Annotated in this window: 12 protein-coding genes; 11 read left to right on the top strand and 1 reads right to left on the bottom strand. The window is 71.5% G+C overall.

Going from position 1 to position 11150, the window contains the following annotated elements; genetic code table 11:
- Positions 1-178 precede the first annotated feature (178 nt).
- Both prcB and prcA read left to right on the top strand, forming a co-directional pair.
- The gene (gene prcB / locus ABZX96_RS30900) at positions 179-1024 is read left to right on the top strand and encodes a proteasome subunit beta (protein WP_355550748.1); all 846 of its coding nucleotides are present in this window, start codon (positions 179-181) and stop codon (positions 1022-1024) included.
- A gap of 64 nt (positions 1025-1088) precedes the next feature.
- A complete protein-coding gene (gene prcA / locus ABZX96_RS30895) occupies positions 1089-1868 on the top strand; it encodes a proteasome subunit alpha (RefSeq protein WP_355550746.1) in 780 nt (259 codons plus the stop codon).
- 54 nt (positions 1869-1922) lie between these two features.
- Here prcA and ABZX96_RS30890 read toward each other — a convergent pair whose 3' ends face one another.
- Positions 1923-2987, bottom strand: coding sequence for a LacI family DNA-binding transcriptional regulator (locus ABZX96_RS30890; protein ID WP_355550759.1), 1065 nt, complete (start codon positions 2985-2987; stop codon positions 1923-1925).
- A 200-nt stretch (positions 2988-3187) separates the two neighbouring features.
- Here ABZX96_RS30890 and ABZX96_RS30885 point away from each other — a divergent pair, with 200 nt between their 5' ends.
- From ABZX96_RS30885 to tatA, 9 genes are all read left to right on the top strand, one after another.
- Positions 3188-4447 (top strand): MFS transporter, encoded by a 1260-nt coding sequence (locus ABZX96_RS30885; protein WP_355550745.1) that lies wholly within the window; start codon positions 3188-3190, stop codon positions 4445-4447.
- A 9-nt stretch (positions 4448-4456) separates the two neighbouring features.
- Positions 4457-5818, top strand: coding sequence for a Pup--protein ligase (pafA, locus tag ABZX96_RS30880; RefSeq protein WP_355550743.1), 1362 nt, complete (start codon positions 4457-4459; stop codon positions 5816-5818).
- Between the two features lie 140 nt (positions 5819-5958).
- Positions 5959-6966: an FKBP-type peptidyl-prolyl cis-trans isomerase gene (locus ABZX96_RS30875; RefSeq protein ID WP_355550741.1), complete on the top strand. Its 1008-nt coding sequence runs from the start codon at positions 5959-5961 to the stop codon at positions 6964-6966.
- 57 nt (positions 6967-7023) lie between these two features.
- Positions 7024-7398: an FKBP-type peptidyl-prolyl cis-trans isomerase gene (locus tag ABZX96_RS30870; protein WP_355550739.1), complete on the top strand. Its 375-nt coding sequence runs from the start codon at positions 7024-7026 to the stop codon at positions 7396-7398.
- A 694-nt stretch (positions 7399-8092) separates the two neighbouring features.
- Positions 8093-9085, top strand: coding sequence for a WYL domain-containing protein (locus tag ABZX96_RS30865; protein WP_355550737.1), 993 nt, complete (start codon positions 8093-8095; stop codon positions 9083-9085).
- 16 nt (positions 9086-9101) lie between these two features.
- A complete protein-coding gene (locus ABZX96_RS30860) occupies positions 9102-10052 on the top strand; it encodes a WYL domain-containing protein (protein ID WP_355550735.1) in 951 nt (316 codons plus the stop codon).
- Positions 10053-10066: 14 nt separating this feature from the next.
- Positions 10067-10309 (top strand): hypothetical protein, encoded by a 243-nt coding sequence (locus ABZX96_RS30855; protein ID WP_355550734.1) that lies wholly within the window; start codon positions 10067-10069, stop codon positions 10307-10309.
- Between the two features lie 85 nt (positions 10310-10394).
- Complete coding sequence (locus ABZX96_RS30850) at positions 10395-10592, top strand: hypothetical protein (RefSeq protein WP_355550732.1); 198 nt, start codon at positions 10395-10397, stop codon at positions 10590-10592.
- A 207-nt stretch (positions 10593-10799) separates the two neighbouring features.
- Entirely contained in the window at positions 10800-11090 is a 291-nt protein-coding gene (gene tatA / locus ABZX96_RS30845; RefSeq protein ID WP_355550730.1) for a Sec-independent protein translocase subunit TatA, read from the top strand.
- Positions 11091-11150: the final 60 nt, after the last annotated feature.

The following is an 11150-nucleotide window of genomic DNA, read 5'->3' as shown; positions in this document are numbered from 1 at the left end:
GCCGGTGCTCAGGGGAGCACCGGCGGCGGTGTCGGCAGCACAGCATGTGGATCATGCCCGGGAGACGGGTAGGGTCTCGGCGTACCGACCCTCGGCTGCGTCGCAGCGCTGGACAAATGAGAAGTCGGCCGCACCGTCCCGGGGAGGGGCGGGCCGCCGAATATCCGGAAGGAAACGTGTGGAAGCCAACACTCGCAGCACCGGGCGTCTACCAGCTGCCTTCCTGACGCCTGGATCCTCGTCCTTCATGGACTTCCTCTCGGACCACTCGCCGGAGCTGCTGCCGGGCAACCGCCCGCTGCCGCCCGTCAAGGGGGCCGTCGAGGCGCCGCACGGCACGACCATCGTGGCGGTGTCGTTCCCCGGGGGCGTGATCCTCGCCGGTGACCGGCGGGCGACGATGGGCAACGTGATCGCGCAGCGGGACATCGAGAAGGTCTTCCCGGCCGACGAGTACTCCGCGGTCGGCATCGCCGGCACGGCCGGGCTCGCGGTCGAGATGGTCAAGCTCTTCCAGTTGGAGCTGGAGCACTTCGAGAAGGTGGAGGGGGCCAAGCTCTCGCTGGAGGGCAAGGCCAACCGGCTGTCCACGATGATCCGCGGCAACCTCGGCATGGCCATGCAGGGCCTGGCCGTGGTGCCGCTGTTCGCCGGCTGGGACATCGACCGCGAGAAGGGCCGCATCTTCTCCTACGACGTGACGGGCGGGCGCTCGGAGGAGCACGGGTTCGCGGCCACCGGCTCCGGCTCGGTCTTCGCCCGCGGCTCGCTCAAGAAGCTCTACCGCGAGGACTTCACGGAGAACCAGGCGGCCACCGCCGTCGTCCAGGCGCTCTACGACGCCGCGGACGACGACTCGGCGACCGGCGGGCCCGACCTGGGCCGGCGGATCTACCCCATCGTCACGGTCATCACCGAGGACGGCTTCCGCAAGCTCACCGAGGCCGAGGTGTCGGAGATCGCCCGTGCCATCCAGGAGCGGCGGCTGGAGGAGCCGGACGGCCCGCGCGCCGCGCTCCTTTGACGGACGGCTGATCCGTATGCACGCGTCACTGAGAGAGCCTTTGACAGAAAGGGACGGATAGCCGGTGTCGACGCCGTTCTATGTCTCACCCAAGCAGGCCATGGAGGACCGCGCCGAGTACGCCCGCAAGGGCATCGCGCGCGGGCGCAGCGTCGTGGTGCTGCAGTACACCGACGGCGTGGTCTTCGTCGCCGAGAACCCTTCCCGCGCCCTGCACAAGGTCAGCGAGATCTATGACCGCATCGCCTTCGCGGCGGTCGGCAAGTACAACGAGTTCGAGAACCTGCGCATCGGCGGCGTGCGGTACGCCGATCTGCGGGGCTACACCTACGACCGCGCGGACGTGACGGCGCGGGGGCTGGCCAACGTCTACGCCCAGACGCTCGGCACGATCTTCTCCAGCGCGGCCGAGAAGCCGTACGAGGTCGAGCTGATCGTCGCCGAGGTCGGCGCCGCGCCCGAGGACGATCAGATCTACCGGCTGCCCCACGACGGCTCGATCGTGGACGAGCACGGCTCGGTCGCGGTCGGTGGCAATTCCGATCAGATCAGCAGCTACCTCGATCAGCGGCACCGGGACGGCATGACGCTGGGCGAGGCGCTCAAGCTCGCGGTGGAGTCCCTGTCCCGGGACAACAACGGTGGCGAGCGCACGCTCACCGCCGAGCAGCTTGAGGTCGCGACGCTGGACCGCACGCGACCGCAGCAGCGCAAGTTCAAGCGCATCCTGGGCCGGCAGCTCTCCCGGCTGCTGGAGGAGAACGGCGCCGCGCTGCCCGACGGCGCGGACGAGGCCGAGGGCGAGTCCTCCGGCTCCTCGGAGTCCTCCGGCACTTCGGAGTAGGCGCCGCCCCGGAGCGCTCCTCGCTCCGCGTTCTTCCGCACACGCCCTGGTGGGTCAGTCCCCACCGGGGCGTGCGGCGTTTTCGGGGGCGTCCGCCGGCGCGGGCCCGGTCGAACCGCGCGGGACCAGGGTCACCGGCAGCGTCGTGGGCCCGGACGGCCGGCCGTCCAGCGCGGCCATCAGGGCGCGCATCCCCGCCGCCCCGAACTCCTCCGCGGGCAGCCGGACGGTCGTCAGCTCCGGTTCCACCGCCCCCGCCAGCGCCAGGTCGTCGAAGCCGGTGACCGACACGTCCTCGGGGACCCGCAGACCCAGCCGCCGGGCGGCCTTGCACGCGCCGGCGGCCAGGATGTCGTCGTCGCACAGCAGCGCGGTGGGGCGCGGGCCCGGGGCGGTGAGCGCCGCCCGCGCCGCGCGCAGCGCCGCCGTCACGTCCAGGGCCGCGGGCTCGGTGCGCAGCACCACGCCGGGCGCCTCGCGCAGCGTCTCGGCCACGGTGCGGGCCCGCAGCGCGAAGGTCCAGGAGTCGACATCGGCCGCGAGGTGGGTGATGCGGCGGTGGCCCAGGTCCCGCAGGTGCGCGATCACCTGGCGGACGCCGTCGGCGAGGTCGAGGTTGACGGTCGCCGCGGCGCGGGGGTCGCGCGGGTCGCTGTCCAGCATCACCAGCGGCAGGCCCTCGCCGCGCAGCGCGGCCAGCGCCTCGGCCGCCATGGAGGAGGCGATCACGCCGTCCAGCGCGGCGCTCGCCGAGGCGAACGGGTCGCGCGCCGGGCCGATGCCCTCGGGGGAGGGGTACAGGACCACGCCGAACCCGTGGTCGGCGGCGACCCGGGCCGCGCCCGTGTAGACGCGGGCGAAGAATTCGCTGGTGAGCGCGGGGACGACGAGGAGCGCGGTGCGGGTGTGGCCCAGCCGCAGGTTGCGCGCCGCCAGGTTGGGCCGGTAGCCGAGTTCGCGGGCCGCGGTGCGCACCGCCTCGGCCTTGGGCGCGGAGACCCGGCCGCGCCACTTGTCGCCCAGCACGAGCGAGACCGCCGCCTGGGAGACGCCCGCGGCCCGCGCCACGTCCCGGCTGGTCACCCGCGTGGGGCGGGTCGTGGGGGCCCCGGCGGGCAGGGCTTCGGGGCGGGGCGGGTCGTGGGAGATCACCGGGGGTCTTCGCTCCTCGTACTCGGCACAGGCTTTTGATGGAGAAAAAACGAAATGGATCGAGTCGTGAATGGGGGGTGGACCTGCGGTCCGCCGCCATGTTACGTATGACGCCGGTACGTTATACGTAACACTTCCCGGGTGGCCCCGGGCAGGAAGGGGCGGGCATGGCGACGGGGTATGCGCAGTTGCTCAGGACGCGGCACGCGGTGCGGCTGCTGGCCGGGACGCTGGTCGGCCGGCTGCCGAACGCCATCGGGCCACTGGCGGTGGTCCTGTTCACCCGCTCCGAGGGCGGCAGCTACGTCCTGGCGGGCGCGCTGTCGGCGGTCTACGGCGTCTTCAACGCCCTCGGGCAGCCGCTGCTCGGCCGGGCGGTGGACCTGTACGGGCAGCCGCGGGTGCTGCTGCCCTCGGCCGTGGTCTCCGCCCTGGGCATGGTGCTGCTCGTGGCCGTCGGCCTGGACCCGCTGCCGGTGGCGTACGCGGCGATGGTGGTCGCCGGGTTCTTCACCCCGCCGCTGGAGGGCGGGCTGCGCGCCCTGTGGCCGTCCGTGCTCCAGCGCGAGGACCGGGTGCACGCCGCCTACGCGCTGGACGCGGTGGCCCAGGAGGTGCTGTTCGCGGTCGGGCCGCTGGTCCTGACGCTGTCCGTGGCCGCCTGGTCGGAAGGGGCCGCGGTGCTGGTCGTCAACGCCCTCGGGGTGCTCGGCGCGCTGTCCGTCGTCCTCTCCCCGCCCTCGCGGAAGTGGCGCAGCGCGCCGCGCGAGGCGCACTGGCTGGGGGCGCTGCGCTCCTCCGGGCTGCTGGTGCTCATCGGCTCGTTCTTCTTCGTCGGCCTGGCGCTCGGCTCGATCGGGGTGGCCGCCGTGGCGTACGCCGACGAGCACGGCGGCGGCCTGGTCTCCAGCTACCTGCTGTCCGCGCTGGGCGCCGGGGCGCTGGTGGGCGGCGTGGCGTACGGGGCACGCCAGTGGCAGGGGGAGCCGGAGCGCCGGCTGCGGGTGCTGATGGCCCTGCTGGCGCTGGGGTACGCGCCGCTCGCGCTCACGCCAGGGGTGGCGGGGATGACCGCGCTGGCCGCCTTCGCCGGGGTGTTCCTGGCGCCCGCGCTCGCCTGTGCCTTCGTGGTCGTGGACCGGCACGCGCCGCGGGGGACGGTCACCGAGGCGTTCTCCTGGCTCGTCACGGCGTTCGGGGTGGGGTCGGCGGTCGGGATGACCGCCGTCGGGCCCGCCGTGGAGGCGGGCGGACCGGCGGCCGGATTCGGCGTCGCGGGCGCGGGCGGCGTCGCCGCGCTGCTCGTCATGCTGGCCGCCCGGCGGTTCCTGGCGCCTCCCGCGCGGCCCGCGCACGCGCCGGTCACGGCGGAAAATGATCGGAAAGGGGCCGTCGAACACGGTTTCAGAGCAGGCCGTCAGGCGTAATGTTCCATCATGGACCGCCGCATTTTCGGGCTGGAGAACGAGTACGGCGTCACATGCACGTTCAGGGGACAGCGCCGACTGTCTCCCGACGAAGTGGCGCGGTACCTCTTCCGCCGTGTCGTGTCATGGGGCCGCAGCAGCAATGTCTTTCTGCGGAACGGCGCCCGCCTGTACCTCGACGTGGGATCGCACCCGGAATACGCAACACCCGAGTGCGACAACGTGACGGAACTGGTCACCCACGACAAGGCCGGTGAGCGCATTCTCGAAGGTCTGCTCGTGGACGCCGAACGCCGCCTGCACGAGGAAGGAATCGCGGGCGACGTCTACCTTTTCAAGAACAACACCGATTCGGCGGGCAACTCCTACGGCTGCCACGAGAACTACCTCGTGGCCCGGCACGGGGAGTTCTCCCGGCTCGCGGACATCCTCATCCCGTTCCTGGTGACCCGCCAGCTGCTGTGCGGCGCGGGCAAGGTGCTGCAGACCCCGCGCGGCGCGGTCTACTGCGTCAGCCAGCGCGCCGAGCACATCTGGGAGGGCGTCTCCTCGGCGACGACCCGCTCGCGGCCGATCATCAACACCCGCGACGAGCCGCACGCCGACGCCGAGCGCTACCGCCGGCTGCACGTCATCGTCGGCGACTCCAACATGTCCGAGACGACCATGCTGTTGAAGGTCGGCGCCACCGACCTGGTGCTGCGCATGATCGAGGCCGGCACGGTCATGCGCGACCTGACGCTGGAGAACCCGATCCGGGCCATCCGCGAGGTCAGCCACGACATCACCGGCCGGCGCAAGGTCCGGCTGGCGAGCGGGCGCGAGGCGTCGGCCCTGGAGGTCCAGCAGGAGTACTACGAAAAGGCCGTGGATTTCTGCGAACGGCGCGGAATCCGCACCGGCACCGTCGAACGCGTCCTGGAACTCTGGGGCCGCACCCTCGACGCCATTCGGGACGAAGACCTCGACAAGGTCGCCACCGAGATCGACTGGGTGATGAAATACCAGCTGATCGAGCGGTACCGCGCGAAGAACAACATCACGATGTCGCACCCGAGGATCGCGCAGATAGACCTCGCCTATCACGACATCCACCGCCGCCGGGGGCTGTACTACCTCTTGGAACGCAAGGGGCAAGCCGCCCGCATCTGCAACGACTTGAAAATCTTCGAGGGCAAGTCCGTGCCCCCGCAGACGACGCGTGCCCGGCTGCGCGGTGACTTCATCCGCCGCGCCCAGGAACAGCGCCGGGACTTCACGGTGGACTGGGTCCACCTGAAACTGAACGACCAGGCGCAGCGCACGGTGCTGTGCAAAGACCCGTTCCGTTCCGTGGACGACCGGGTGGAGAAGCTGATCGCGGGCATGTGAGGCGCGGCGGCCGACGTGGCGGGGTGCCAGGGGGCGGGAGGCTCCTGGCACCCCGCCACGTCGTACAGGGTTCCGGTTCCGGGGGCAGGTCGTAGAGTGGCGGGCACTGCCCACTGATCCCCCGAGCCCGAGTTGGACTGATGAACCTCACGAAGAACACCCGGCGCGCCGCCGCCGCGGCGCTGACCGTGCCCCTCCTGCTCTTCGCCACCGCCTGCGGCAACGACGACGGCAAGGAGGGCTCATCGGGCTCCGCGGTCGTCAAGGTGGAGGGCAAGTTCGGGGAGAAGCCCAAGATCACCACGCCGAAGGACGCCAAGCCGAGCGACGACGTGGTCACCAAGACGGTGATCGAGGGCGACGGCGCCACGGTGAAGAAGGGCGACTACGTCCGGCTCGACTACGCCGGCCAGACCATGAAGGACGGCCAGAACCTCGGCGACACCTGGTCCCCGCGGCCCAACATGGACCCCAAGCTGCCGCGCCACCAGATGCTCGTACAGACCACCGCTCCGCAGGACCCGCAGGGGCAGCTCCCGCCCGCCGTGATGGAGCACCTGCTGAAGGCCGTGGAGGGCAAGAAGGTCGGCAGCCGTGTCGAGGTCGAGGGCACGGCGAAGGCGCTGGTCGGTGAGCTGAACCCGCAGGCCGGCATCAAGCCCGAGGACGGCCTGGTGTGGGTCGTGGACGTGGCGGGCACCGCCTCGGTGGACAAGAAGGCCAAGGCCGAGGGCGAGCAGGCGGCGCCCGAGGACGGGATGCCGAAGGTGAAGGCCGAGGGGGAGAAGGCCGCGGAGATCACCGTTCCCAAGGGCGAGAAGGCCCCCACCGAGCTCAAGCAGCAGGTCCTCATCAAGGGCAAGGGCCCGGAGGTCAAGGCCGGACAGGGGCTGATCGCCCAGTACACCGGCGTGAAATGGGAGGACGGCAAGAAGTTCGACTCCTCCTGGGACCACGGTGGGGCCACCGCCTTCCAGATCGGTAACCAGTCGGTCGTCAAGGGCTGGGACCAGTCGCTCGTCGGCAAGCACGTCGGGGACCGGGTGCTGGTCGTGATCCCGCCGAAGCTCGGTTACGGTGACGCTCCGAGCAGCGAGCTGCAGAAGAACACGCTGGTCTTCTCCGTGGACATCCTGGGCACGGCCTGATCGGTGATCTGCGAGACTGTGCGAGATTCGTAAAGATTCGCGCATAGGAGCACATCCGTGAACATCGACAAGCCCGAGATCGACTTCCCGGAGGGCCCGGCCCCCACCGAGCTGGAGATCGTGGACCTGTGGGAGGGCGACGGGCCGGTCGCCAAGGCCGGGGACACCGTCTCCGTCCACTACGTCGGCGTCGCCTACAGCACCGGTGAGGAGTTCGACGCGAGCTGGAACCGCGGCACGCCGCTGCAGTTCCAGCTCGGTGCCGGTCAGGTCATCGTCGGCTGGGACCGGGGCATCCAGGGGATGAAGGTCGGTGGCCGTCGTCGGCTGACGATTCCGGCGCACCTGGCGTATGGCGACCGCGGGGCCGGCGGTGGCCGGATCGCGCCGGGTGAGACGCTGATCTTCGTCTGCGACCTGGTTTCGGTCTGAGGTCTTTCCCTTTTTGGGACGTATCCCCTTTCCGGGGCCTGTCCCTTTTTCCGGGACATCGACCCGGTGGCCGGCCCCTTGCGGGGGGTCTGGTCGCCGGGTCGTTGGCGTTTTGGCGGTGGGGGCTGGGGGCGGATGTCTGGGTGCGGGCGTTCTTGGGTCCGGTGAACGCCGGGGGCGTTGTCCTCAAGCGCCGGACGGGCTGGGTGTGGTGGCTTGTCGTCCTTCCGCGACGGACGGGCTGGGTTTTGTGCCGTGTCTGTCGGACCGCCGGTGGGTGTCCTCAAGCGCCGGACGGGCTTGAGATGCGTGCCGTGTCCGCCTGGGGGCGGATGTCTGGGTGCGGGTGTTTTTGGGTCCGGTGAACGCCGGGGGCGTTGTCCTCAAGCGCCGGACGGGCTGGATGTGGAGGCTCGTCGTCCTCCGGTATCCGGGAACGGACGGGCATGAGATGCGCGCCGGTGCGCCTGGGGGCGGTGGGGGCTGGGTGCGGGTGTTTTTGGGTCCGGTGAACGCCGGGGGCGTTGTCCTCAAGCGCCGGACGGGCTCGATTCTGTGTCGTGTCGACCGTCGGCATCCGGTCAGGGTGTGGCCGGGGGAGGGCGGGTCCTTCCTGGTGGGGGGACTCGGCTTTTGTCGTACGGACCGGGGGCGGTACGGTCGACGGTCGGGAGTGCGAAAAGAAAGGGCGTCGATGGCGATTGCCAAGGCGGAGCGGTTGATGAACCTGGCGCTGTGTCTGCTGGGAACCCGGCGCCCGCTCACCAAGCACGAGCTGCGGTCCTCGATCGAGGCGTACGTCGAGGCGTTCGGGTCGGGTGACGGCCCGTCGGGCAGTGACGACTCGTTCAACCGCATGTTCGAGCGGGACAAGGACGATCTCCGCGAGCTGGGCCTCGTCATCGAGACCGTCGAGGGGCTCGAAGGCGACACCGGTTACCTCGCCCGCCGGGACAGCAACCGGCTGCCGCCCATCACCCTGGACGCCGAGGAGGCCGCCGCCCTCGGGCTGGCCGCCAAGATCTGGCAGCAGGCCCGGCTGGCCGGGGCCGCCAGCGGCGCGCTGCAGAAGCTGCGGGCCGCCGGGATGCCGCTGGCCGAGGACGGCGCCGCGTACGACGGACCGCAGGTCCACAGCGCCCTCGAACCGCGCATCCCCGCCCACGAGGCGGCCTTCGAGCCGCTGATGCTGGCCTGCCGCGACCGCCGTCCGGTGGTCTTCGACTACCGCCGGTCGAATGCCGCCCACCCGGAGAAGCGCCAGGTCGAGCCCTGGATACTGGAGTGCTGGCGGGGTCACTGGTACCTGGCCGGCTGGGACCGCGACCGGCAGGCCGAGCGCGTTTTCCGGCTCTCCCGGATCACCGGCAAGGTCCGCTCCCGGCAGGGCGCGTTCACCGCCGAGGTGCCCGACCACGTCACCGTCCGCGAGACCGTCGAGAGCTGGGCGGGGGAGACCGCTACCGGCACCGCCCGGATCCGGCTCCGCGCCGACCACGGCTACCCGCTGCGCGCCCGCGCGCTGAGCGTCCGGGCGCTGGACGACGGCTGGGACGAGCTGGAGATCCCCTACGGGCACGGGCTGGACGCCTGGCTCGTGGAGTTCGGACCGGACGTGGTCGTGCTGGAACCCGCCGAGCTGCGGGCCGACGTGGTGGACCGGCTGCGCGCCGTGGCCAAGGGCTGAGAGGGACGACACTTCCGTGGCGACGAACGCGATCGACCAGACCCGCCGGATGCTGTCCCTGGTGACGTACCTGCGCGAGCGGCCCGGCGCCCACGTCTCCGACGTGGCGCGCGCCTTCGGCATCAGCGAGGACGAGCTGATCGCCGACCTGAACGTGCTGCCCATGTGCGGGACGAGCTTCCGCGGCGGCGACCTGCTGGACATCGACACCGACGGCGACCGCATCTGGTGGCACAACCCGGACGACGTGGCCGAGCCGCTGCGGCTGGCCGCCGACGAGGCCACCGCGCTGCTGGTGGCGGCCCGCGCCGTGGCCACCCTCCCCGGCCTGCGCGAGGGCGACCGGCAGGCGCTGCTGCGGGCCACCGCGAAGCTGGAGGCCGCGGCCGGCGAGGCGGCGGGTGCCAGCTCCCGGCTGTCGGTGACCTTCGAGTCCGAGGGCGGCGTGTTCGCGGACGTGGACCGGGCGATCGCCGAGCGGCGCCGGCTGTGGCTGCGCTACTACTCGCCCGGACGCGACGAGCTGACCGAGCGCGAGGTGGACCCGATCCGGCTGTTCGCCGTCGGGCACACGTACATGGAGGCGTGGTGCCGGCTGTCCGAGGCGCGCCGCACCTTCCGGCTGGACCGGGTCGCCGAGATCAAGCTGCTGGACGCGCCGTCCGACCCGCCGCCCGTCGAGCTGCGCGACCTGTCCGAAGGGCTCGTCCAGCCGTCCGCCGAGGACCCCGAGGTGGTCATCGAGGTCGGGCCGGGCGGGCGCTGGGTCGCCGAGTACTACCCGCACGACAGCGCCGAGGAGCTGCCCGACGGGGGGTTGCGGATCACGCTGCGCACGCCGGATCCGGCCACCCTGCGGCGGCTCGGGCTGCGGCTGGGGCGGGACGGCCGGATCGTCTCGCCGCCGGTGCTGGCGGACAGCGCCCGGGAGGCCGCGCGGCAGGCGCTCGCCGCGTACGAGGAGTAGGGGGAAGCGCGGGAATGGCACGCGCCATGACGTCGTCCGGCCCGGTGCTCTTCAAGGCCGCCTGTCCTGACTGCCGGGCGCGCTTCGAGCTGGCCTCGGACGCCTTCCGGCTGGCCATCGGCGCCAGCCGCCGCACCACCTTCTACTCCTTCACCTGCCCCGAGTGCGGCGCGGCGGTCCGCAAGCCCGCCGGGGAGCGGATCGTCGAGCTCCTCACGGGAGGCGGCGTGCGCACCCTCCGGCTGCACATCGGCTGACCCCTGGCCGGTAATCGCCGCTCCCGCGTCCCGGACGGCGGAAGCGGCCGACCGTCCCCGCCCCGCCCCTGGATAGGCTCGTTCCATGCTCTGGCCCATGATCGCTGTCACCCTCGGCTTCCTCGGTGTCGCCGTGCTCGCCATCCTCGCCGTACGGGTGTTCGTCGAGGTCAGGAGGCTGGCACGGCAGGTCGGGGAGACCTCGCGGCGCATCCAGAGGGCGGCGGCCGACCTGGAGCGGGCGGCGACGCCGCTGGCCGCCAGGGGGCGAGGAAAGGAATGACGGACCCTGCTGGGACGTACGAGCGAACGGTACGCTGCTGAAGGCGGGCCGAGGAGCGAGGCGCGGCCCGCAACCGGGCGTATGCACAGGGATTGCCGCTCGTTCACCCCTGCGCGTTACGATCGCTGCAAGCACGGCAGGACGGACACGTGTCCGATCAGTCGGGCAGCCCCACTCCCAGCCGCCTCGGTGAGAAGGTACACAGTTATGTTCGGTGGAAAGATCGGCGTTCCCGAGATCCTCCTCATCCTTGTCGTGATCATTCTGCTGTTCGGTGCGAAGAAGCTCCCCGACATGGCGCGTTCCCTCGGCAAGTCCGCCCGCATCCTCAAGAGCGAGGCCAAGGCGATGAAGTCGGAGGGCAAGGACACGCAGGCGGCGCCGTCCGACCCGCCGAACGCGGCGCAGGAAGCCCCCAAGACCATTCAGGCCGCTCCGGGCGACGTCACCAGTGCCCGGCCGGTCGCGCAGCCGACCGACAGCACGACGCAGCGCTGACCGAGGGCCGTAGTGGGGCAGCGGTCCGCGGCCGTTGCCTCTTGTACGAGATGAGGACGT

The sequence above is a fragment of the Streptomyces sp. NPDC003077 genome (genome assembly GCF_040611095.1).
Classification (GTDB): Bacteria; Actinomycetota; Actinomycetes; order Streptomycetales; family Streptomycetaceae; genus Streptomyces.
This window is presented reverse-complemented; position numbering and strand designations above follow the sequence as displayed.

What these genes read in the sequence shown, in the direction of transcription:
- ABZX96_RS30855 (WP_355550734.1), top strand. Translation starts at nt 10,067, where the DNA reads ATGGCACGCGCCATGACGTCGTCCGGCCCGGTGCTCTTCAAGGCCGCC.
- ABZX96_RS30885 (WP_355550745.1), top strand. Translation starts at nt 3,188, where the DNA reads ATGGCGACGGGGTATGCGCAGTTGCTCAGGACGCGGCACGCGGTGCGG.
- ABZX96_RS30875 (WP_355550741.1), top strand. Translation starts at nt 5,959, where the DNA reads ATGAACCTCACGAAGAACACCCGGCGCGCCGCCGCCGCGGCGCTGACC.
- tatA (WP_355550730.1), top strand. Translation starts at nt 10,800, where the DNA reads ATGTTCGGTGGAAAGATCGGCGTTCCCGAGATCCTCCTCATCCTTGTC.
- pafA (WP_355550743.1), top strand. Translation starts at nt 4,457, where the DNA reads ATGGACCGCCGCATTTTCGGGCTGGAGAACGAGTACGGCGTCACATGC.
- ABZX96_RS30850 (WP_355550732.1), top strand. Translation starts at nt 10,395, where the DNA reads ATGCTCTGGCCCATGATCGCTGTCACCCTCGGCTTCCTCGGTGTCGCC.
- ABZX96_RS30865 (WP_355550737.1), top strand. Translation starts at nt 8,093, where the DNA reads ATGGCGATTGCCAAGGCGGAGCGGTTGATGAACCTGGCGCTGTGTCTG.